The organism is Agreia sp. Leaf210 (assembly GCF_001421485.1).
In the GTDB taxonomy this organism is placed as follows: Bacteria; Actinomycetota; Actinomycetes; order Actinomycetales; family Microbacteriaceae; genus Agreia.
On the sequence record NZ_LMKK01000003.1, the window covers coordinates 182,095 to 205,061 of the forward strand.

At 64.9% G+C, this 22,967-nt stretch carries 16 protein-coding genes, 1 tRNA gene and 3 pseudogenes; 9 read left to right on the forward strand and 11 right to left on the reverse strand.

All coding sequences use genetic code 11. From position 1 onward, the window contains the following. Positions 1-97 precede the first annotated feature (97 nt). Together nudC and ASE64_RS11255 are read left to right on the forward strand one after the other, a co-directional pair. Positions 98-952: an NAD(+) diphosphatase gene (gene nudC / locus ASE64_RS11250; protein ID WP_326939678.1), complete on the forward strand. Its 855-nt coding sequence runs from the start codon at positions 98-100 to the stop codon at positions 950-952. Next, complete coding sequence (locus tag ASE64_RS11255) at positions 946-2,676, forward strand: ATP-dependent helicase (RefSeq protein WP_235480594.1); 1,731 nt, start codon at positions 946-948, stop codon at positions 2,674-2,676. Before nudC ends, ASE64_RS11255 begins: the two co-directional genes overlap by 7 nt. On the opposite strand, the pseudogene ASE64_RS17790 reads toward ASE64_RS11255, so the two are convergent. Further along, positions 2,642-3,433: pseudogene (locus ASE64_RS17790) on the reverse strand (TOMM precursor leader peptide-binding protein); the annotation flags it as partial. The gene ASE64_RS11255 and the pseudogene ASE64_RS17790 overlap by 35 nt on opposite strands. Before the next feature lie 82 nt (positions 3,434-3,515). After that, positions 3,516-4,832 carry a zinc-dependent metalloprotease gene (locus tag ASE64_RS11265; protein ID WP_055780399.1) on the reverse strand — a complete coding sequence of 439 codons (1,317 nt, stop codon included), beginning with the start codon at positions 4,830-4,832 and terminating at the stop codon, positions 3,516-3,518. Positions 4,833-5,095: 263 nt separating this feature from the next. Between ASE64_RS11265 and ASE64_RS11270 the strand changes: the two genes are divergently transcribed. The 3 genes from ASE64_RS11270 to ASE64_RS11280 all read left to right on the forward strand — a co-directional run bounded on the left by ASE64_RS11270 (position 5,096) and on the right by ASE64_RS11280 (position 9,371). Continuing rightward, positions 5,096-6,214: a YlbL family protein gene (locus tag ASE64_RS11270; RefSeq protein WP_055781903.1), complete on the forward strand. Its 1,119-nt coding sequence runs from the start codon at positions 5,096-5,098 to the stop codon at positions 6,212-6,214. Positions 6,215-6,295: 81 nt separating this feature from the next. Continuing rightward, entirely contained in the window at positions 6,296-9,244 is a 2,949-nt protein-coding gene (locus ASE64_RS11275) for a UPF0182 family protein (RefSeq protein ID WP_200920213.1), read from the forward strand. Between the two features lie 53 nt (positions 9,245-9,297). Continuing rightward, positions 9,298-9,371, forward strand: a tRNA-Met gene (locus ASE64_RS11280). 99 nt (positions 9,372-9,470) lie between these two features. On the opposite strand, the gene ASE64_RS11285 is transcribed toward ASE64_RS11280, so the two are convergent. From ASE64_RS11285 to ASE64_RS11305, 5 genes are all read right to left on the reverse strand, one after another. Further along, entirely contained in the window at positions 9,471-9,746 is a 276-nt protein-coding gene (locus tag ASE64_RS11285; protein ID WP_156351819.1) for a hypothetical protein, read from the reverse strand. A 38-nt stretch (positions 9,747-9,784) separates the two neighbouring features. Further along, positions 9,785-10,603 (reverse strand): TetR/AcrR family transcriptional regulator, encoded by an 819-nt coding sequence (locus ASE64_RS11290; protein ID WP_162234563.1) that lies wholly within the window; start codon positions 10,601-10,603, stop codon positions 9,785-9,787. Positions 10,604-10,740: 137 nt separating this feature from the next. Then, on the reverse strand, positions 10,741-11,244 hold the full coding sequence (locus ASE64_RS11295) for a DUF2017 family protein (protein ID WP_055780407.1): 504 nt from the start codon (positions 11,242-11,244) through the stop codon (positions 10,741-10,743). Continuing rightward, positions 11,241-11,537 (reverse strand): ATP-dependent Clp protease adapter ClpS, encoded by a 297-nt coding sequence (clpS, locus tag ASE64_RS11300; protein WP_055780410.1) that lies wholly within the window; start codon positions 11,535-11,537, stop codon positions 11,241-11,243. Before clpS ends, ASE64_RS11295 begins: the two co-directional genes overlap by 4 nt. Before the next feature lie 49 nt (positions 11,538-11,586). Next, on the reverse strand, positions 11,587-11,853 hold the full coding sequence (locus tag ASE64_RS11305; RefSeq protein WP_055780413.1) for a DUF7218 family protein: 267 nt from the start codon (positions 11,851-11,853) through the stop codon (positions 11,587-11,589). Positions 11,854-12,059: 206 nt separating this feature from the next. Here ASE64_RS11305 and ASE64_RS11310 point away from each other — a divergent pair, with 206 nt between their 5' ends. Continuing rightward, complete coding sequence (locus tag ASE64_RS11310; protein ID WP_055780415.1) at positions 12,060-13,142, forward strand: CPBP family intramembrane glutamic endopeptidase; 1,083 nt, start codon at positions 12,060-12,062, stop codon at positions 13,140-13,142. A gap of 22 nt (positions 13,143-13,164) precedes the next feature. Here ASE64_RS11310 and ASE64_RS11315 read toward each other — a convergent pair whose 3' ends face one another. After that, complete coding sequence (locus ASE64_RS11315) at positions 13,165-14,961, reverse strand: hypothetical protein (RefSeq protein WP_055780417.1); 1,797 nt, start codon at positions 14,959-14,961, stop codon at positions 13,165-13,167. A gap of 144 nt (positions 14,962-15,105) precedes the next feature. Then, the gene (locus ASE64_RS11320) at positions 15,106-16,083 is read right to left on the reverse strand and encodes a sugar-binding transcriptional regulator (RefSeq protein ID WP_055780420.1); all 978 of its coding nucleotides are present in this window, start codon (positions 16,081-16,083) and stop codon (positions 15,106-15,108) included. Positions 16,084-16,196: 113 nt separating this feature from the next. On the opposite strand from ASE64_RS11320, the gene ASE64_RS11325 reads away from it, so the two are divergent. The 3 genes and pseudogenes from ASE64_RS11325 to glpK all read left to right on the forward strand — a co-directional run bounded on the left by ASE64_RS11325 (position 16,197) and on the right by glpK (position 20,387). Further along, on the forward strand, positions 16,197-17,957 hold the full coding sequence (locus tag ASE64_RS11325) for a glycerol-3-phosphate dehydrogenase/oxidase (protein WP_055780422.1): 1,761 nt from the start codon (positions 16,197-16,199) through the stop codon (positions 17,955-17,957). Between the two features lie 188 nt (positions 17,958-18,145). Continuing rightward, positions 18,146-18,854: pseudogene (locus tag ASE64_RS11330) on the forward strand (MIP/aquaporin family protein). 44 nt (positions 18,855-18,898) lie between these two features. Next, positions 18,899-20,387, forward strand: a pseudogene (gene glpK / locus ASE64_RS11335) (glycerol kinase GlpK). A gap of 74 nt (positions 20,388-20,461) precedes the next feature. Here the strand turns inward: glpK and ASE64_RS11340 are convergent. Together ASE64_RS11340 and ASE64_RS11345 are read right to left on the reverse strand one after the other, a co-directional pair. Beyond that, the gene (locus ASE64_RS11340) at positions 20,462-21,409 is read right to left on the reverse strand and encodes an aldose 1-epimerase family protein (RefSeq protein WP_055780425.1); all 948 of its coding nucleotides are present in this window, start codon (positions 21,407-21,409) and stop codon (positions 20,462-20,464) included. 26 nt (positions 21,410-21,435) lie between these two features. Further along, on the reverse strand, positions 21,436-22,917 hold the full coding sequence (locus ASE64_RS11345; RefSeq protein ID WP_055780428.1) for an MFS transporter: 1,482 nt from the start codon (positions 22,915-22,917) through the stop codon (positions 21,436-21,438). Positions 22,918-22,967 lie beyond the last annotated feature (50 nt).

Sequence of the window (22,967 nt, forward strand, 5' to 3'; positions counted from 1 at the left end):
CTTCCTTTCTCATCTGCCCCTCTCTCGGCAGGAAATCGATCGCGACCACGAGTCGCGAGCGCGGCCCGAGCTTTTCGAGGAGCTCTGGGCGGATCCGATGACTCGCCTGCTGCCCCTGTGGCGGGGGCGGGCTCTGGCCGCGGCCGACTTCAGCAGCAGGCCCGCTCTGGCGCTTCTTCCCGTCGATCGGATTCAGGACATCGAGCTACGGGTCTATCTGGGAATCTCGCTGTCGACGACGTCTCCGGAACCGGTCGGAACGCGTATCGTGCTCGTCGTCGTGAACGATGACGAGGCCGAGAGACTCGAGCCCGATGAGGCTCGCTGGCTGAATCTGCGGGAGGCGGCGACCGTGTTGAGCGATCGCGACGCCGGTGCCTTCGTCGAGGCCCTGGCGATCGCCGGATGGCATGCGTCGCACAGTCACTCGCCTCGAAGCGGCGCGGAGACGGTCGTCGAGAAGGGCGGCTGGGTCCGCCGCGACGTAGAGCTGGGCGTCGAGCTCTTCCCTCGCACCGACGCGGCCGTCATCGTGGGCATCGTCGACTCTCAAGACAGGATCCTTCTCGGCTCAAACGCGATGTGGAAGCAGAACCGCTATTCGCTGCTCGCCGGGTTCGTCGAGCCGGGGGAGTCGTTCGAGGCGGCGGCTCAGCGTGAGGTCTTCGAGGAGTCGGGCGTGCGCATCCTCACCCCTCAGTACCTCGGGTCGCAGCCGTGGCCCTTTCCCGCATCGTTGATGGTCGGGTTCTACGCCCGTGTCGATCCAGCCTTCGCAGACGACGCTCTACGCCCCGACGGCGAAGAGATTCTCGATCTCCGCTGGTTCACTCGGGCCGAAATCGCCGATCCGACCACGGGCGTGGCCCTCCCCGGTCCGTCGTCGATCGCCCATGCCATCCTCGAGCACTGGTACGGGGGACCGCTGCCCGAAGAAGCCCTCGCGTGGTGAGCGCCGGCACGCTCACGAACGGCGAGCTCTCGGAGAGCATCCTGGCGGCCCTCGACGACGACCAGCAGATCGCCGCTCGCGCTCTCATCGGTCCGGTGTGCATCCTCGCCGGTGCGGGAACGGGCAAGACGCGGGCGATCACGCACCGCATCGCGTATGGAGTCGCGACAGGCGTCTACTCACCCAATCGCGTTATGGCGCTCACCTTCACCGCGCGCTCGGCCGCTGAACTGCGAACGCGGCTGCGGCCTCTCGGGGCCGGGGGCGTCTCTGCGCGGACGTTCCACGCGGCGGCCCTCTCGCAACTGAATTACTTCTGGCCCACCGTCGTCGGGGGCGATACTCCCCGGGTACTCGAGGGTAAGGCGCGCCTCCTCGGTCACGCGGCAGAGACGCTGCGGCTGAAGGTCGACACCGCCAGCCTGCGCGACCTCGCCGCTGAGATCGAATGGCGAAAGGTGTCGAGTCTCGACCTGGATGCCTACGAACTGGCGCTGCGCACGTCGCGTTCGCTGCCGGGCTCGCTCACGGTCGATCAGGTACTCGCCCTGCACCAGAAGTACGAAGACATCAAAGACGAACGCCGTCAGCTCGACTTCGAGGACGTGCTGCTCGCGACGGCCGGCATGATCGAGCAGGAGCCTGCCGTCGCGATGCAGGTGCACGAGCAGTACCGCTTCTTCGTCGTCGACGAATACCAGGACGTCTCGCCGCTCCAGCATCATCTGCTGTCACTGTGGGTCGGTGGGCGCAGCGACCTCTGCGTCGTCGGTGACGCCAGCCAGACCATCTACTCCTTCGCGGGTGCCCGGAGCGACTACCTCCTCTCGTTCGCAGCGGAGTACGACAACGCCACCACGGTGCGGCTGGAGCAGAACTACCGCAGCACGCCGGCGATCGTCGAGGTGGCGAACCGACTGATGAAGGGGCGTTCGGGCGCGTTGTCGCTGCACGCACTCGGCGAACAGGGAGTGACTCCCGAGATCACCCCGTACGCATCCGATGTCGCAGAGGCGAGGGGCATCGCGGCCAGAATCGCGCGGCTCATCGACGAGGGGACACCGGCGGAAGATATCGCCGTCTTGTACCGAGTGAATGTGCAGGCGGCTGCTCTCGAGACCGCGCTGGCCGATGCCGGCGTCAGCTATCAGATCCGAGGATCGAAGAGATTCTTCGACCTCCCCGAGGTCAAGCAGGCGGTCATGTCACTGCGTGCGGCCTCGGTGTCGATCTCCGGCGAACCGCTGTTCAAATCGGTCAGTGACGTTCTGCGCTCGCTCGGGTGGAGTCAGGACGCGCCCGAGGCGCGCGGCGCCGTTCGAGACAAGTGGGAAGCGCTGAACGCATTGATGGCGTTGGCGGAGGGCCAGAAAGACTCCACGACCTTCCGAGAGTTCACCGACGAATTGATGGAGCGCCAAGGATCGGGTCATGAGCCGACCATCCAGGCGGTCACGCTCGCCACCCTGCATTCTGCCAAGGGCCTCGAGTGGCCTGTCGTCTTTCTGGCCGGGTTGTCGGAGGGGCTTGTCCCGATCAGCTACGCCACGACGTTCGACCAGATCGACGAGGAGCGGAGGCTGCTCTACGTAGGGCTCACCCGCGCACGCCGTCGGCTGGAGCTGTCGTACTCGGAGTCGGGGATGGGCCGCTCTCAGCAGAGACAACCGTCTCGCTTTCTGCAGGAGGCACTCCCTGGCACGCGCACTCGGCGTGAGGACTGAACGACTTCTCGCCGAAGTCGCCCGTCTTTCCGTCGACGATGCTGGCGCGTGAGCGTAGCCGGAGTCTCCTGTCACCGGGCGTATCCGTGGCGAGACGGTCGAGCACGGCGCGTGCTACGAGGGGCGTGACCGTCGAGACCGTCAGCGCGTCCTCGGTGTACGCACGTCGTCCGAGAAGCTGTCCGGCGAGGGCCGGCCAGTTGGGATCGTCGTCGATGTGGGCACGTTCGACGCAGTGCAGACAGGGACCAGAGCCCGGCTCGACCAGTGGACCGACGCGCACTTCGGAATCACCGAACACAACGGCGAGATGGGGGATGTCACGCCGGAGCCAGGCGCCGGACTGACGAGGGTCGGTACTGAAGGTCGACACGATGACGGCCAGGTCGGCGGGGCCGCCGTCGTCGACGAGGGTGGTGCCCAAACCTGCGAGTACCGAGCGGATTGCGGCCGCGCCGACGGCAGAACCGGTGACGACGATGTTCGTGCCCTCGAGACCGCGGCTCGAGACGTCGCGACCGCGCAGTGCCGGACGAACTCGCGCCAGGAGGTCTTCGACGTGTTCGGGGGTCGCGCCGACGGTCTCGCCGACCATGTCGAGGCCGGACGGGCTGATGCCTTTGCGCAGCACGGCGACCAGGTGCTCCTCGGCGACCGTGACGTCGTGCAGGGTCACGATCGACCGGTCGGCTCCGATCTGCAAGCTAGACGGTGTGCGCCAGAGGACGGGATAACGGGGATCTATCTGCAGAACCATGCACAGATGATGCCCGATCGACGACGCGCGCCGCCGAAGTTATGCACAGCCGACCGGCGAGCGGCCGACTGACGCCCTCTCGTTACTCGCCCTCGCCGCGCAGCAGATCTTCGAGTGCCTGGTCCATCTCGTCGGGGGCGGGAGTACCTGCCTGCAGTCGAGCGACGAGCGCCGCTGGGTCGTCGATGTCCTCGTTCGTGGGAACGAGGTCGGGGTGTGACCACAGTTCGTCTCTAACGTCTGAGCCCACCGCGTCGGTCACGGCCTGCCACATCGCAGCCGCCTCGCGAAGACGACGCGGACGCAGCTCGAGCCCGATGAGCGTCGAGAATGCGGACTCCGCAGGCCCGCCCGTGGCCCGACGTCGGCGTACGGTCTCGGCGACGGCATTGCTCGAGGGGAGCCGCTTCGTCGCCTGTGCGGTGACGACATCGACCCAGCCCTCGATGAGCGCGAGCATCGTCTCGAGACGGGTGAGGGCATGCTGCTGCGCCTCGGTCTTGGGCGGGATGAGCGCGCCGGAGACGACGGCTTGACGAAGCTCCTCGGGGTTCGACGGGTCGAAGCCCTCTGCGAGCTCCTCCAGGCGTTCCGTGTCGATCCGGATTCCGCGGGCGAACTCCGTGATGGACGTGATGAGGTGCAGTCGCAGCCACTTGGCGTGCCGGAAGAGGCGGGCGTGCGCCAGCTCTCGCACCGCCAGGTAGAGCTGAACCTGGTCGAGGGGGATGTCGAGACCTTCGCTGAACGTCGAGATGTTCTGTGGAAGCAGCGCGGCCTTCTGATCTTCGAAGAGAGGGATGCCGACATCGCCGCCGGAGACGACCTCGGTCGAGAGCTGGCCGACGACCTGACCGAGCTGCACGGCGAAGAGCGCGCCCCCGAGATTGCGCATGAGCTTGGATGCCCCGGCGAGCATGCCCGCCATCTCCTCGGGAGCCTGGTCTTTCAGCACGGCGGTGAGGGCATCGGCGATGCTCAGTGCGACGGGCTCAGCCAGCTGGCTCCACACGGGCATGGTCTCGGTAGTCCACTGCTGTCGGGTGAGATAGACCGGCGACAGGGCGAGTTCGGTCACGCTCGTGACCTCGTCTAGCCACAGAGCCGCGATGTGCAGAGCGCCGTCGAGCTCGGTGCGCTGGGAGTCTGTGACGCTCAGCGTCGACTGCCCGGCGAACTCGTTCGCCTGCTTGGTGGCGACCTGCCAGTCGATGCCGTCGCCCGTCGTGCTCATGGCGTTCTGCAGCTGCTGCATGAGCTGCTGCACGGCAGCTGGGTCGGAGGGGAGTCCCGCCGCGCTGGCAAGCTTGGCCGGGTCCATCTCCGAGTTGCCCTCGAGGAAACTCCGCAGCATGTCGCGGAAGTCATCCTCCGGCTCCTTGGATGTGTCGTCGCTCATGGCAGGAAACCTCTTTCGCCCGACAGTCGGCGGGGATCCGGTGTGCTCCATGCCCGCTGTCAGAATTGCTCTCTACGCTAGCTGGTGGCCGATCGGCCTTGCTGGGATTTCCCATAGGCTGGGGCCTCCGGCCGTGCGCCCGTGGCGAACAGTCCTCCCGGGGTGACGCCCCAACTGATTTCCACCCGTCGTCGAGGAGACACGTGAGCCTGTTCGGTTTGAATGACACGAATCGTGTCGACGACTCCGATGCCCAGCACGGCGTGCCGTTCGCCCTCCGTACGCCCGAGGAGATCTCGGCCGAGCGACGCTCCGCGCGCCGTCGGACGACGGGGTGGACCGTGCTCGTCATCGCACTCGTACTCGGCCTCGTCATGAGTTTCCTCCCGACGCCGTACGTCATCGAACAGCCGGGGCCCGTGTTCGACACCCTGGGCTCCCAGACCGTAGAGGGCAAGGACACGCCCCTGATCTCGATCGACGGGGAGCCCACGTATCCCACGGGCGGAACGCTCGACATGCTGACGGTCTCCGTTGTCGGAACCCCGAAGCAGACTCCGTCGTGGGCCGAGGTCGTGCAGGCGTACTTCGACAGCAGTAAAGCCGTCGTACCGCTCGAGGCTGTCTATCCTCCTGACGTCACCACCGAACAGCGTGACGAGCAGAACGCCGCTCTGATGGTCGACAGCCAGCAGGAGGCTATCGCCGCCGCGCTCAGCAGCCTCGGATACGACTTCACGACCAGCGTCAGCGTGGGAAGCGTGGCGAAGGGCTCGCCGGCAGAGGGCGAACTCGAGGCCGGCGACGTCGTCACCAGTGTCAATGGACAGGCTGTCGGCTCCATCGACCAACTCCGCGCGGCTGTGGCGGCGAACGGCACCGACAAGCCGGCCGTCGTCGACGTGACGCGCGCGGGTGCGCCCATCGAGGCATCCGTCACCCCGATCACCAGCGGCGACACCTCGGTCCTCGGAATCGGTGTGCAGGCGAGCTTCGAGTTCCCGTTCGATGTGAAGATCCAACTCGACAACGTCGGCGGACCGAGCGCCGGCATGATGTTCGCTCTGGGGATCATCGACAAGCTCAGCGATGGCGAGTTGAACGGCGGCCAGAAGGTGGCGGGCACCGGGACGATCTCGGCGGACGGCACGGTGGGCCCCATCGGCGGCATCCGGCAGAAGCTGTTCGGCGCGCGCGACGCGGGAGCAGACTGGTTCCTGGCCCCCGCATCGAATTGCGACGAGGTCACGGGCCACGTGCCCGACGGCATCCGAGTCTTCGCCGTCGCGACCCTCGACGATTCGCTGGCCGCTTTGAAAGCGATCTCGAGCGGTAGCGGACTCGACGCCCTGCCCACCTGCGACGCGAGCACCGCCAAGTAGTCGCTCGACGGCCGTGCACTCGGCCGTGTTCTCCCGTGGCGCAACTGTCGGCGGGGCACTTCTCAGCATGCCTTGTCTAGGATGGACGGACACCGCACCGCTGTAAAGAGGCCCCCACACGTGACTTCCCAAACCGCCGAGAAGCCCATCAGAAGATCCAGAGCACCTCTGGCGATCACCATCGCCATCGTCGTAGCCCTGGCGATAGCATTCTTCGCTTTCTCCAATCTCTACACCGAAATCCTCTGGTACGACCAGGTGGGCTTCGTCGATGTACTGACCACCCAGTGGGCCGCAGGCGGGGTGATGTTCCTCGTCGGCTTCCTCGCCATGGCCATTCCGGTCTGGGCGTCGATCGAGATCGCCTTCCGCTGGCGCCCGGTCTACGCGAAGCTCAACTCGCAGCTGGATCGCTATCAGCAGGTCGTAGAGCCGCTCCGTCGCCTCGCCTCCATCGGCATTCCTGTCGTGCTCGGCATCTTCGCGGGTGTCGCCACCGCATCACGCTGGCAGCTGACGCTCATGTGGCTGAACAGAACGCCGACGGGCCAGACCGATCCGCAGTTCGGCCTCGACATCTCGTTCTTCCTCTACGACCTGCCGTTCTTCAGGGGCGTCGTCGGATTCGCATCCGCCGTCATCCTGGTCGCCGGAATCGCCGCCCTCGCCACGAGCTACCTCTACGGAGCGATTCGTGTCGCGGGCCGTGAGGTGCGCATCTCCAAGACCGCGCGCATCCAGATCGCCGTTCTCGCGGCCCTGTATCTCGCCGTCCAGGCCGCGAGCATCTGGCTCGACCAGTACTCCACGGCCACGAACGGCACCGGCAAGCTCATCACCGGAGCCACGTATGCCGATGTCAACGGCACCATCCCCGGTCTGTCGATCCTGGCGGGCATCGCGGGCATCGTGGCGTTGCTCTTCATCGTCGCCGCGGTCATCGGTCGTTGGCGTCTGCCCATCATCGGCACGGTGCTGCTCATCGTGTCGAGCCTGATTCTCGGATCCCTGTATCCCTGGGTCGTTCAGCGCTTCCAGGTCGACCCTTCCGAGCGCTCCCTCGAGTCGGAGTACATCCAGCGCAACATCGACTCGACCCGCGACGCCTACGGCGTCTCCGGCGTCGAAGAAACCGAGTACGACGCGACGACCGACGCGACGGCCGGCGCACTGCGTCAGGATGCGGTCACGACCGCGAACATCCGCATCATCGACCCGGCTCTCGTCTCCGACACGTACAAGCAGCTCGAGCAGTTCCGTCAGTACTACCAGTTCCCGCAGTATCTCGACGTCGATCGCTACAACATCAATGGCACTGTACAAGACGCCGTCACCACCGTTCGCGACCTGAACCTCGAGGGCCTCGGCACCTCGAACACCTGGTACAACCAGCACATCGTCTACACGCACGGCTACGGCCTCGTCGCGGCGTTCGGCAACCAGCGTTCCGTCGACGGCCAGCCGGTCTTCCTCGAGTCCGGTATCCCCACCACGGGTGAACTCGGTCAGTACGAGCCGAGGGTCTACTTCGGCGAATCGTCGCCGGACTACTCCATCGTGGGCGGACCCGAGGGCGGGCCCAAGAACGAGCTCGACTACCCGTCGGGTGAAGAGGGCGCGCAGCAGACGTACACGACGTTCACCGGAGACGGCGGGCCGAAGCTCGACAACATCTTCAACAAGCTCGTCTACGCGCTGAAGTTCCAGTCCGAGCAGATCTTCCTGTCAGACGGCGTGACCGATCAGTCGCAGATCCTCTACGACCGTGACCCGGCGAAGCGAGTCTCGAAGGTCGCACCGTATCTGACGATGGACTCCGACCCCTACGCCTCTGTCGTCGACGGAAAGGTCGTCTGGATAGTCGACGGTTACACCACGAGCGCGAACTACCCGTACTCGCGCACGGAGAGCCTCTCCGACGTGATCGCCGACACCTACCAGCCTCGACCCGCCTTCGCGGTCGACGACATCAACTACATCCGCAACTCGGTGAAGGCCACGGTCGACGCCTATGACGGCAAGGTCACCCTCTACGCCTGGGACGACACCGACCCGCTGCTGAAGACCTGGCAGAAGATCTTCCCCTCGACGCTCAAGCCCATGAGCGAGATGAGCGGAGATCTTCTGAGTCACGTGCGCTACCCGGCCGACCTGTTCAAGGTGCAGCGCGCCATCCTCGGCGAGTACCACGTGACCGACGCTGGTTCGTTCTACTCCAAGCAAGACGCTTGGACGACGCCGAACGATCCCACCGCCCCGAGCGAGAGCCCCAGTCTGCAGCCGCCGTACTATCTGACGCTGCAGATGCCCGGGCAGGAAGCTCCCTCGTATTCCCTGTACTCCACCTTCATCCCGGTGTCGACAGGGGAGGGCAGTCGTAACGTGCTGAACGGATATCTGGCGGTCGACTCGAACGCCGGATCGGAAGACGGAAAGGTCTCGGAGGACTACGGCAAGCTGAGGCTGCTCACGTTGCCGAAGGACGACACTGTTCCCGGGCCAGGTCAGGTGCAGAACAACTTCACCACCGACCCGACGGTGTCTCAGGCGCTCAACCTGTTGCGCCAGGGCGAGACCCAGGTCAAGAGCGGAAACCTGTTGACTCTGCCGGTCGGAGGCGGTCTTCTCTACGTGCAGCCCGTCTATGTGCAATCCAAGGGCGGCACGAGCTATCCGCTCCTGCAGAAGATCCTCGTCGCCTTCGGTGACAAGATCGCGTTCGAAGACACGCTCGACGCCGCACTCGACGAGCTGTTCGGCGGAGACTCGGGCGCCGTCGCCGGCGACGAGGCGGTTCCCGCGGGAGACGGTGCGCAGGCGCCCGACAACTCGGCGGGCACGCAGCCGGATGCCGGAACGGGTACGCCCACGACCGATACCGGCGGTCTCACGCAGGCGTTGAAAGACGCCAAGGCAGCACTCGATGAGCGCGAAACCGCCCTCAAGGCAGGTGACTGGGCAGCATACGGTGTCGCCGACGCCAAACTCCAGGCAGCCCTCGATCGAGCATTGTCGGCTCAGGGGCAGTAACCAGCCCCGAGTGGTCCGAACCGCTCCCGCCCTGTGTTAGTCTTAACAGGTAGCGCGGGGTGGAGCAGTTCGGTAGCTCGCTGGGCTCATAACCCAGAGGTCGCAGGTTCAAATCCTGTCCCCGCAACAGAGAAGAGAACGAAAGCCCCAGACAATGTCTGGGGCTTTCGTCGTTCATCAGCTCCGCTGCATCGGTTTTCAAAGCGGCGTCGAGATGGAACACCCCCTAACCCGAGGGAACGATACGCCAGCCCGTTCCGTGCGAGATGAGCGTCTGCAACGCGTCCCGAGCGAGTAGTGCGTCGTCAGCGCTCTTCCAATGCCACACCGTCAGCACGAGGGGGTGCTGCGGATCGACGTCGTCGACATGCACTTCGAGTGTCGTGTCTGAGGTGGGTCTCAGATAGGCCGATCCATCGTCCTCGACCTCGAGCGGAAATCGAAACGTCGAGCCGAGCATCACGAGAGCCTCTCTCGCGGTGAGGCGCGCGTCGGCTCTCATCTGCGAGATCGTCGATGGGGCGTGATGGTGCGTGGATGTCATGGAGCGTCGAGCTCAGTGGACCCGCGTCCCGTCTTCCCGCTGAGCTCCTCCATGCATGACCAGATGGTGCTCGGATCGAATTCTGGATCGGAAACGAAGAACTGATCGAAAATGGAGAGGAAGCCGATGGCCGACGGTGCCCATTCGGTGGGCTCGTCGGTGAGGGTCGGAGGGCCGACGTAGAAGTTGTCCGTCACCGTGGGGTTCGACAGGTGACGTATCGCGAGACCTTCGACGATCGACGAGCCGAGCACGGCGTACAGGGTGTAGCCGCCGGCGAATTCGTCGCGCAACGTGAAACCGAGGAGACAGGTCAGGGCCTCGTGGAACGCGGCCATGTCGGAGATGAATCGGTCACTGCCCTGCCGCAACGTGTCCGCTACTCGACGGAGCGAGTCATTGCCGTCATGGACGAGAAGAGCCGCCGACGTCGAAAGAAAGGACTGCCAGGCAGCGGAGTCGATCGTGCTGTAGAAGTTCTGCTCGAGGACGACTCGGATGGTCTCTCGCATGAGACGCCGTCGTCCCTCCTCGGTGGAGTGCAGGTCTGGTCGGGAGGAGATGACGTCGATGGCCGTACTCAGCGCCCGGTCGTCGTTGATCTTGTCCGCGAAGCGGCTGGCAGCCTCGTTGAGCAGATCAGCGACGAAGAGCTCCTTGGAGTGCCAGATTCGATAGACAGAGCTTCGAGAGACCCCCGCCGCGGAGATGACCTCGTCCATCTGAAGGCCCGGGTATCCCAGAGACATTCCGCTCTCGCCCACCGACTCGAGTGCTGCATCCAGCATCCGGCGTCGGATCTGTTCCGAGGTCATGCGGGTCGACCGAATTCCACTCAGCGATTCGCTGTGCTCGACTGCCATGGATTCTCCCGTAGATCGTTTCCGCCCTACAGTCTCGCCGTCTTGTCGCTACGGCTGTAATGCGCAATGAGACTTTGTGTCCCAATCGCTCAGGAGGAGTGAATCTCCAGGGTGTCGATGAGGCTCTCCTGAACGAACGCCAGCCACCGATAGACCTCGAGCAGGTACAGGTCTCCATCGGCGAGGTGGAGCTCGTCGTCGTCGTGTTCGATGCCCAGATCGGCCGCGATCGAGAGTCTGATGTCGGTGAGACCGCGCAACCACGCCTGTGAGGCGGCCGCATCCAGCTCTACCAGCCGGGGAAACCCATCTACGGACGACAACGTCTCGATGATGACCTGGGCATTGCGCACCTTGCGTTCGATGAGTCCCTCCGAAGTGAAGCGGCGGAATTCCGCGTCGTTCTCCCCGTCGTCGCCATAGCCTGCGGGAAGGAGTCTGTCAATGGCGGACGATCTGATCGCGTCGCCCTCCGCATCGGTCGTGTTCGTCAGGAGGTCCTGCACCTCGCTGGCGAGCCGCGCGAGGATCTCGACCTCCGCGGGCTCGAACGAGGCGACTGCGACCCCGCCCTCGTGCGCGAACGGTGTCATGAGTCCGCTTTCTGCAGCGTGGCCCAGAGGCCGAAGTCGTGCATGGCCTCCACATGTCGTTCCATCTCTTCTCGTGTACCTGTCGCCACGACAGCACGACCGTCATTGTGCACCTGCAGCATCCGACGCTCTGCCTCGGCCTTTGAGAATCCGAAGTAACTGCGGAAGACGTACGAGACGTACGACATGAGATTGACCGGGTCGTTCCAGACGAGCGTTATCCACGGCGCCCCCAATCCCAATTTCTCTTCGAGGGCAACGTCGACATCGGTCGCATCGAGAGTCTGGGCCACGACGACAAGCCTGTCACATCGCGGTGTCGCCGATGGTCGCTCAGCGATCTCAGCTGTCTCGCAGCGAAGAGATGAGCTGAGGCTTGGTCTTCTTCGAGTAGCCGCTCTGTCCGAGCTCCTTGGCGCGTTTCTTCAGTTCGGCCACGGTCCAGTCCTCGTAAGACCCGGCCTCCCCACCCGAACGCCCGACTTTAGACCGGCCCTTCTTCGCGGCCGCGTTGGAGATGCGCGCGGCCTTCTGCTTCGACGCGCCCTCGTCGCGAAGCTCCTCGTAGAGCTTCGGATCTTTGATGGATGGATTCTTTTTGTCTGGCACGGTGCCCCTCCTGACCGACGCGTATGCGCTTATTTTTCGATGCTAGCGAGGCCGATCAGACCCACTCCAGGGGGGTTGAAAACGGGCGGTCTCTCTCCCTCGCCAGGGGGAGGCGCACCGTACGGGTCACCCGAGCGGCGGATGTGGCGCACGGACGAGCTTCTTACGCTGAGACGCACAACCAGGTGTCGACTAAGGAGTCTTCCATGAGCAACGCGTCGAACGATCTCACGCCTGTGCAGGCAGCGTCACCCGCTGTGGCCGAGCCGGCCCCAACGGTCGATGCTCGATCGGCGAAGGTCGACGCTCAGAAGGCCAAGAACACTCGACGCGGTCCGGTCTATCCGACCTCGGTACCGTGGTCGGCGGTGCTCTGCTTCGTGGTGATCTCGTTGGGCCTCGCCTGGCTGGTGCAGCTTCCCATCTGGTTCTCCGGCGACGGCCTCTCGGATCCCCGGTTCATGCTCACCACTCTCGCGATGATGTACACCCCGACGATCGCAGCCTTCGTCTGCGTTCTGTTCGTCAAGAGGCCGGCGAACATCCCGCGGCTGCTCGGGCTCTCTCCGTTGCGGCCGGTCGGGCGAACTCTTCTCTTCTGCGCTGTGGCATTCCTTGGGATTCCCGTCCTGGCGTTCCTGGCGATGCTGCTGGGCAGCGCCCTCGGCCTCATCCGTCTCGACTTCGTGTCGTTCTCAGGTCTCGATGCGGCCATGGCTGCAACCGGACAGAGCGTGCCTGGGCTGTCGATCGAGATGATCGTGCTGATCAATGTGGTGACGTTGCCGATCGCGATCGTGAGTTCATCGTTCGCGGCGTTCGGCGAGGAACTCGGCTGGCGAGGATGGCTCCTGCCGAATCTGCGTCCCCTCGGCACATGGCCGGCGCTCCTGATCACCGGTGTCATCTGGGGGGTGTGGCACTCGCCGATCATTCTCCTCGGCTACAACTACGGCCGCACAGATCTGCTCGGGGTTGCGATGATGACGGCCTGGTGCGTGTTTCTCAGTGTCATCTTCGGATGGCTCCGGTTGCGCACCGCCTCGGTCTGGCCCGCGGTCATCGCGCACGGGGCCCTCAACGCGGCGACGACGACCTGGCTGGTCACGTTCTCAGACGAGACGCCCGGTGACAACGCGATCTTCGGCACGATCCTCGGAGTATCCGGTGCCCTCGTTCTCGGTGCCGTCATCGTGGTACTGGCCGTGACAGGCCAGCTGAAGAAGCAGCCCCAGCCGGGTCTCCGGCTCGACGAGGCCGCCTCAGCCCCGGCCGAGAGCACATCGTGACGCCAGGCCGGGTCGCCGTTCGCTAGGGAGCGGCGACCGGCGCGTCGGCCTCGACATCGTCGAGGGCGTTGAGGACTCGCACGGCAGCGTCGTTCGCGCCGATCGCGTACTCGTTCGTCTCGTTCTCGTCGACCAGCTCCTCGGTGGCGATCTGTTCGATCCGAGTGATCTTCTCCTCGAGTGACTGGGTGCTCGAGCGTACGAACTCGACGAGGCGCTCATCGGGAGCGTTGTCTTCAGTCCAGTCGCCGACGACCTCGGCGCTGGCCAGAGCGGCCACCGTGAGGCGAAGCCGGTTCTCCCATTCACCCCGCTGGGCGGTGACGCCGTCGAGCTCTTCGATGGCCGCGTCACGCTGTGCGTCGCTGCGGTCTCGTTCCTCGCGCAACGTGGCGATCTCGGCGCGACTCTTCTCGAGCTCCAACGCGGTCTGCTCTGCTCGAGCGACGGCGTCGGCGAGATTGCTCCTGGTCTCGGAGAGGGCAGCGTCGGAGTCTCCCGACTCCGCCTGCACCACGGAGGCGGCCGACGCCTTCTCGACAACCAATTCCGATGTCTGCCGTTCGTGGCTGGCGTTCACCTCGGCGAGCTGCTGTTCGTGCGCGCTGGTGAGTTCGTCGACCTGCGCGTCGTGAGCGGCCTTCAGCTCGGCGATCTGCTGCTGGTGCGCCTCGTCGATCGTCTCGAGCTGGTTCGCGTGCTCGGCCGCCAACGCGGAGACATCCGTCGTGCGGGTACCGTCTAGCTCCGCGATCTGCGACTCGAGTCTCGCCGTGAGCTCTGCAACCTGCGCGTCACGCTGTGCACGAAGCTCCGCGAGTTCGGCCGTGAGCGACGCCACCTCGGTCTCGCGCTGCGCGTGGAGCCCAGCGATCGTGGCGTCCCGCTCACTGCGCAGCGTCGCGACCTCGTTCTCACGCTGACTCGACACAGAGGCGACCTCCGACGCGAGCCTCGCCTGAAGCTCGGCGACCTCGGCGTCGCGCTGCTGGCGCAGCTCGGCGATCTCGGCGTCGCGCTGAGCCGTCAACGAGAGGAGCTCGTTCTCCCGCTGCTGGTGCAGCGCCGCCACCTGCGCATCACGCTCATTCGCGAGCGCCGCGAGTTCTGCCTCGCGCTGCTGGTGAGCAGCGCCGAGATCGGTGTCGCGCTGAGCGGTGAGCGCGCTCACCTCGGCGGTCAGGCGAGCGGAGAGCTCTGCCACCTCGGTGGCCCGTTGCTCGGTCAGCACAGCGACCTCGGCCTCGCGCTGCAGGTGCAGAGCGGCTACCTCGCCCTCGCGCTGCGCCGTGAGCGCAGAGACCTGGCTCTGGAGTTCTGCTCGGAGTCGGTCGACCTCGGACTCGGCATTCTCTGCCCGGGCGGTCTGGGTGGTGAGCTGCTGCTGCAGGTCGTCTGCATGGGCCCGGGATTCTGCCAACTGCGCCGACACGTCTGCGAGGTGAGCCTCGGCATTCATTCGTGCTTCGTCACGAGCCTGACGATCTTCGATCACGCTGTCGAGATGAAGACGGATGATCTCCAGGGGATCCTCGGTGGTCTCGAGCGTCGAGATCGGTTCGAGGTCGGGCTGCACGTAGGCCGGCTTGGCCGTTGGGTCGATGAGGTGGTGGCTGAAGAGTTCTTCGGTGACAGGGCGATAGCGCGCCTGAAAGTCCTCGGAACCGATCTTTACGGCGGCGTCGATGAGCTTCACCGCGAAGCGATCGCGCCCCGAGAGCACGAGGGGCTGCTCGGTGGTGGATGCCGCAGCAGGAGCGCGATTCTCCCTGTTCTCGTCAGAATTCTGAGGTTCGGGGGAGAGGTCGTCGAAAGTCATGAAACTCCTTCGGCATCCGGATCGATCGAATGCCGTCACTGTGGTCGGGCAGGCCGTTTTTCAGGATACCGGGACACGGACCGGCGTGGGGTCAGGAATGGAAACCTCACCGCGGACATCCGGGGTGCGGGTCGCAGAGGTCGATCAGACCGCGTCGTCGGTCAGCAGGTGGGCCGTGGGCTCGTCGATGATGAGGTCGGTGATCAGGCCGGCCGCCAGAGCGCCGCGCAGTGCCGGAAGTTTCGATTTGCCGCTCACCACGCAGATCCGTCGAGCAACGCGCGACACGAGCTCTAGGCCGGGACCGCTCGTGCGCGAATTCATGGGGATATCCGTAGACGACCCGTCTTCGCGGTAGAAGACCGTCGCGACGTCACCGACGACATCCGAGCGGGTAAGGGATGCGTAGTCGGATTCGTCGAGGTAGCCGCCGATATAGACATGGCTGGGCACATCGGCGAACGGCGAACCGAGACCGAAGAGGGCGATGTCCATGCGCTTCTGTATGTCGAGTACCCGCCTGATGGCCCGCTCTCGCCACATCGCCTGTTTGGTGGCGGCGTCGTCGAAGAAGGCGGGCACAGGAAACTGTTGAACGGCGGCGCCGAAGGCGACACCGAAGCGAGTCATGATCTCGCTTGCGTACACGATTCCCGTGGTCTGAAAATTCGCCGCACCGTTCAACTGCACGAGAGTCGTGTTGTGCGTCACCTTCTCGGGAAGGTGGCGGCTCACCGCGCTGATCGTCGACCCCCACGCGACTCCGATCGTCATGTTGGAGTCGACGAAGGGGGTGAGAATGCGTGCAGCCGACACCGCCACGCGTTCGAGTCGATCGACCTCGTTCGTCGAGGCCGGCACGGGCACGATGTGCGCGGTGACGCCGTAGCGCTCGCGCATACGCTGTTGCGACGTCGACACCCGCTCGGCCGGCGACTTCACCTGGATCTCGACGAGGCCGGTTTCCCGGGCGAAACTCAGCAGTCGGGAGACGGAGGAGCGCGATGTGTGCAGCTCGTGCGCTATCGCCTCCATGGTGATGTCCTGGAGGTAGTAGAGCTGCGCGGCACGCAGCGCGTCGCGCGACTTTTCTGCGTGCTGGTCCGCGGAGGCGATGGTCATGGTGAACAGTCTCCCACGGAGTGCACGTCTGTGCATAACGCTTGAACAATTGTGTACGGATGCTCAGACTTGTTCAGTAATCAAGAACTTACTTACACGAAGGCGAGTACACAGTGAGTGCACCAGTCGTTTCCCCATCCAATGGCACAGAGCTGCGCCCCGACGTCGCTGGCCTCATCGCCACACCGCGAGCACAGGTGCTCGTAATCGGTGGCGGCATCAACGGCATCGCGACCTTCCGAGACCTGGCGCTGCAGGGTGTCGATGTCGTCCTCGTCGAGCGCAGCGATTACTGCTCCGGTGCGTCGGCGGCGTCGAGCCACATGATCCACGGTGGAGTCCGCTACCTCGAGAACGGCGAGTTCAGGCTCGTTCGCGAGTCGGTGCAGGAGCGCAACCGTCTTCTGCGGCTCGCGCCTCACTACGTGAAGCCTCTGCCGACGACGATTCCCATCTTCTCCACGTTCTCCGGCATCGTCTCCGCTCCTCTGCGCTTCCTGACCCACAAGCAGGGAAAGCCGAAGGAGCGCGGAGCGCTTCTCATCAAGCTCGGACTGCTCGGCTACGACTCGTTCTCGCGCGACGGCGGCTCTGTGCCCCGGCATCAGTTCGCGGGTCGCAAGAAGTCCCTCAAGAAGCTTCCGCAGCTGCGCCCTGACGTGAAGTACACGGCGACCTACTTCGATGCTGCGGTCGAGAACCCGGAACGGCTCGCCCTGGATCTCGTCGAGGACGCCCGAGCCGTGGGACCGAACGCGCGCAGCGCGAACTACGTCGAGGCCATCGGCGTCTCAGGCGACGAGGTCCTCCTGCGCGACACGGTCTCCGGTCGCGAGTTCAGCATCGCCGCCGACGCCGTCGTCAACACCACGGGCCCGTGGACCGACCTGACCAACGAGGCCCTCGGTATGCCGAGCACCTTCATGGGGGGCACCAAGGGCTCTCACATCGTTCTCGACAACCCGGCGCTCTACAAGGCGTGCGCAGGCGGCGAGGTCTTCTTCGAGAACAACGACGGTCGGATCGTGCTCATCTACCCGCTCAACGGTCGGGTTCTCGTCGGTACCACCGACCTGGAAGCCGATATCACGAAGCCTGCAGTGTGCACCGAAGAGGAGGTCGACTACTTCTTCAAGCTCGTGTCGCACGTTTTCCCACGCATCCCCGTGGACCGTTCGCAGATCGTTTTCCGTTACTCGGGCATCCGCCCCCTGCCGAAGCACGATGACACGGCGCCCGGATTCGTCTCGCGCGACTACCGCATCGAGCCGTCACGTCTCGGTGGAACGAAGATTCCCATGCTGAGTCTCGTCGGTGGCAAGTGGACGACCTTCCGGGCCCTCTCCGAGCACCTCGCGAACGAGACGCTCGAGCTGATCGGTCGTACGCGCACCGTCAACACTGAGAAGCTCTCCATCGGCGGCGGGGTCGGCTTCCCGACGACGACCCAGGCGACCAATACCTGGGTGTCGGCACACGCGTCCGACGTGGGCGCCGAGCGTGCGCGCGCCCTGCTGGCCCGCTACGGCACCAAGGCCGACAAGGTCATCGACTCCATCAGCGCAGCGGTCGACGACAAGCAACTCCAGAACGTCTCGGGATTCTCTGCCGCCGAGATCGCGTACCTCGTCGAGAACGAATTCGTGGTGCACCTCACCGACCTCGTCCTGCGTCGCACGATCCTCGCGTTCGTGGGCGATCTCGATCAGTCGGCGTTCGACGAACTCAGCTCGCTCGTGTCGAATGCGCTGGGCTGGTCCGAGACGCAACTCGCCGACGAGCGCGCGGCAGCCGTGCGCGACCTCGCGTTGTTCCACGGCCTCGAGCTCGACGCCGCAAAGGCGACTACGGCGGCTGCCATCGTCGCCGACTGACGGGGCAGAGTCTGAACAGACGTGCACGCGAATCTGTTGATTGCATCGACAACTGATCGCTAGCGTCAATGAGGGGTCGGCGTCGGTCGGCCCCTCATTCTTATCAATGTGACGTCGACGTCACGCGAAAGAAGGTCAATGTGGACAATCTCGGGGTTGTATTCATCGCGGAACTCGTAGGCACTGCCCTGCTTGTCCTGCTCGGTTGCGGCGTCGTCGCCAATGTGGCGCTGGTGAAGACCAAGGGCTTCAACGGCGGCACCCTGATGGTCAACATCGGCTGGGGCTTCGCCGTCTTCTGCGGTGTCATCGTGTCGTACAACAGCGGTGCGCACCTGAACCCAGCGGTCACGCTGGGGCTCGTCGCCAACGGAGCGAAGGAATTCGGCTCGGGTGTTCCCGTGAACCTGGTCTCGATCCTCGTCTACATCGCCGCTCAGCTGTTGGGTGCGATCATCGGTGCCGTGTTCGTGTGGCTGGCTTACAAGCAGCACTTCGACGAGGAGCCCGACGCGGCCAATAAGCTCGGCGTCTTCTCGACCGGTCCCGCCATCCGCTCTTACGGCTGGAACTTCGTGACCGAGGTCATCGGCACCTTCGTCCTGGTGTTCGTGGTGATCGGTTTCGGTCGGCAGGAGCCGGGCGGCGGTCTCGCTGCGCTGGGCGCTCTTCCGGTGGATCCTCGTGATCGCGATCGGCGCATCCCTCGGTGGCCCGACCGGCTACGCGATCAACCCGGCCCGTGACCTCGGCCCGCGCATCGCGCACGCCCTGCTGCCCATCAAGGGCAAAGGATCGTCCGACTGGTCCTACTCCTGGATCCCGGTCTTCGGCCCCATCGTCGGTGGCGTGCTCGCCGGCCTCGCGGCTGTGCCCCTTCTTCCCATCCTCACGTAACCGGCACCCCGGCAAGGCAGAACCACATAACGAAGGAGTTAGACATGAGCAAGTACGTCATTGCGATCGATCAGGGAACCACGAGTTCTCGAGCGATCATCTTCAACCACGAGGGCGGAATCGTCTCGACGGGTCAGAAGGAGCACGAACAGATCTTCCCGAAGGCGGGCTGGGTCGAGCACAACCCCAAAGAGATCTGGGACAACGTTCGCGAGGTCATCGGCCAGGCCCTCTCGAAGGCCAACCTAACGCGTCACGACATCGTCGCGGTGGGTATCACCAATCAGCGGGAGACCGCCGTCGTCTGGGACAAGAACACGGGCGAACCCGTGTACAACGCCATCGTCTGGCAAGACACCCGCACCCAGGCCATCGTCGACCGTCAAGGACACCGTGGGGCTGCCGCTCTCGACCTACTTCGCGGGAACGAAGATCGTCTGGATCCTCGAGAACGTCGACGGAGCGCGGGAGCGTGCCGAGGCCGGTGACCTCATCTTCGGAACGACCGACACGTGGGTTCTCTGGAACCTGACCGGCGGCATCAACGGGGGAGTCCACGCGACCGACGTGACCAACGCCAGTCGCACCCTCTTCCTCGACCTCAAGACCCTGGAATGGGACGACGAGATCCTGAAGGCGTTCGACGTACCGAAGTCGATGCTGCCCGAGGTCCGCAGCTCGTCAGAGGTATACGGCACGGTCTCCGACTCGAGCCTGCTCCGTGAGGTTCCTGTGGCGGGCATCCTGGGCGACCAGCAGGCGGCCACGTTCGGCCAGGCCGCGTTCGACAAGGGCGAGGCCAAGAACACCTACGGCACCGGCAACTTCCTGATCTTCAACACCGGCACCGACATCGTCAAGAGCGAGAACGGACTACTCACCACCATCGGCTACAAGCTCGGCGACGGCGCGACCCACTACGCACTCGAAGGATCGATTGCCGTCACCGGTTCGCTGGTGCAGTGGCTGCGCGACAACCTCGGCATCATCCAGAGCGCTCCCGACATCGAAGTGCTCGCCAAGACGGTCGACGACAACGGCGGCGCGTACTTCGTGCCCGCGTTCTCGGGTCTCTTCGCGCCGCACTGGCGCTCGGATGCCCGTGGCGCGCTGGTCGGCCTCACCCGGTACGTGAACAAGGGCCACATCGCCCGGGCGGCGCTGGAATCCATCGCATTCCAGACCCGCGAGGTTCTCGACGCGGTCAACGCCGATTCGGGTGTGCCGCTGACCGAGCTCAAGGTCGACGGCGGAGCCACCGCTAACGACACCCTTCTGCAGTTCCAGGCCGACATCCTGAACGTTCCCGTGGTTCGCCCGGTCGTCGCCGAGACCACCGCGCTCGGCGCCGCGTATGCGGCCGGCCTCGCGGTCGGATACTGGGACAACCTCGACGACCTGCGCAACAACTGGCAGGAAGACAAGCGTTGGACGCCGAACATGGACGACGCCGAGCGTGAGCGCCTGTACCGCAACTGGAAGAAGGCCGTTACGAAGACCCTCGACTGGGTCGACGAGGACGTCGCCGAATAGCTGACGGCATAGGCCGTCGTCGTTCCCTGAGCCTGTCGAGGTACAACCCTCGACAGGCTCAGGGAACGAGTTCGTTAAAGGGCGAAGATGGTCCAGCTGGCCGTGTGCTCTTCGCCTCGGTCGAGGACGATCAGGTCGGTGCCCGTGTTGAAGGCATCCGGGGGACAGGTCATCGGCTCGACGGCCAAGCCGAGTCGGTTGATCGCCGGCTCTGGCTGATCCGCCGTATGGATCTGCACCCACTGGCATTCGGTGCCCCAGCTGATCGCCACTCCGGACTCTCCATCTCGGGTCGTGACCCGCACTGTTGAGACGCCGTCGTCGTCTCGTTCCAGTTCGGTGAACGCGTGATCGATGAAGGTCGAATCGATCGGCCTGGCCGCAACGAAATCGAACGCGCCGTCGTCTTCGAGCTCGACGTCGCCGAGATCGATCGGAATCAACCGGTCGGGAGTGACCGTCAGCACCGCACGTGCCGGCAGTTCGAGCGACCAGTCGTCGACCCGGCCGGGCCCGGCGACGAGATACGGATGCGGGCCCGTTCCGTAGGGGGCGGCGTCGCGGCCCGTGTTGATGGCCCGGATGGTCGTGGTGAGGCCCGATTCAGACAGCTCGTAGCGCGCGGCGACGAGCACGCGGAAGGGGTACCCCGACTGCGCCTCGATCTGGAACGCGAGTTCGACGAACTCGTCACCGGAGTCGACCAGAAGCCATTCCTGCCATGCAGCGAGACCGTGCAGTGCGTGCCCACGGCGGGGCTCGGTGAGCGCGAGTTCGTATTCGGTGCCGCGGAACGTGTACCGGCCGTCGACCACCCGGTTCGGCCACGGGGCGAGAACGGCTCCGCGGAAAGCGGGCCGAACCTCATCGGCATCGAACGGAACGATGAGATCGCGCCCTCGATGGCGCAGAGCGCGCAGACTTGCGCCGACTCCCGCGATGTCGGCCGAATAGTCGCCCGAGGTCAGTGTGTAGGCGGCGCCGGCGAGAGGAACGTCGGACAGGGTGGAGGCAGTGTTCATAGTGCCTCCACCGTAGCGTCAGAAGGTCAGCCCAGGTGAACGGCGTCGGGCACGTTCATCAGCTCGTCTTTCGACGGCCGCACGAGAAAGAACGAGATCGGTGCGGCGAGCAGGATGAGGCCCGCGGCCCACAGGAATGCCGTCGAGTAGCCGCTCACGAATGCCTCGAGCTGAGCCGTCGCAGAAGGCGGGTTCGCCGCCAGGTAGGCCGAGATCGCCGCGGTGTAGAGCGCGGTGAAAAGAGCCGTTCCGATCGAACCGCCGATCTGCTGCGTGGCCGAGACCGCCGCGCTGGCGACTCCTGCGTCGTGCTCGTCGATGCCGGAGAGTGCGACGTTCTGCAGGGGAACGAAGATGCAGGCCAGACCGATGCCCAGCAGGATGACTCCGGGCAGCACCTCGACGACGTAGTTGCCCTCCACGGTGATGAACGACAGCCAGGTGAGTCCGGCGGCCGCCACGATCGGACCCACGGTCATGGGCAGGCGAACGCCGGTCGTGGGAAGGAACTTCGACAGCACGGTGGCGCCGATCATGATCGTGAAGGTCATGGGTAGCGACGCGAGGCCCGACTGCAACGGGCTGAAGCCGAGCACGATCTGGAAGTAGAACGTCAGGAAGAGCAGGCCGCCGAGGAGGGCGGCGCCGGTGAGCAGAGAGACGAGGAACGCGCCGCCGCGGACCCGGTTGACGATGACGCGGAGCGGAAGCAGCGGGTTGGCCGCACGCGACTCCCACCAGACGAAGGTGGCAAGCAGAACGACGCCCAGGGCGAGGAAGCCGATGGTCTCCCAACGGCCCCATCCGTTCTCGGCCTGCGAGAAGCCGTAGACCAGGGATGCGAGTCCAGCGACGACGAGCACGGTACCGGGAAGGTCGTAGCGTGTGTTGCCGTGTGCGCGGCTCTCTCGGATCAGGGGGAACCCGGCCACGATGGCGACGATCGCGATGGGCACGTTCACCAGCAGGCACCAGCCCCAACTCGCGTACTCGGTGAGCACGCCGCCGAGGAGGAGCCCGACGGCCGCTCCGCCTCCGCCGATCGCCCCGTAGACGGCGAACGCCTTGATGCGGTCTTTGCCGTTGGGGAAGGTGATGGTGAGGATGGCGAGGGAAGCGGGTGCGAGTATCGCCGCGAAGGCGCCCTGCAGGCCACGTGCGATCAGAAGCTGCTCGGTCGTCGCGGCGAATCCGCCGATGCCGGATGCGATGGCGAACCCCACCATGCCGAGCATGAACGACCGTTTGCGTCCCCAATAGTCGGCGATACGACCGCCGAGCAGGAGAAGAGAACCGAACGCGAGGGCGTAGATCGTGACGACCCAGGTCCTGTCGCCATCGCTCATGCCGAGCTCCATCTGAGCGTCGGGCAGGGCGATGTTCACGATCGTGCCGTCGAGCACCACCATGAGCTGCGCGAGTGCGAGCACAGCGAGCAGCCACCACCGTCGTGGGTGTGCGGCGTGATCGTGGACAGCCTCGGTCGAGGCGGTGGAGGGAAGCGTCATGAAGAAGCGGGATCCTATTCGTACGAACTAGTTGGTTGGCTTAGCTATGC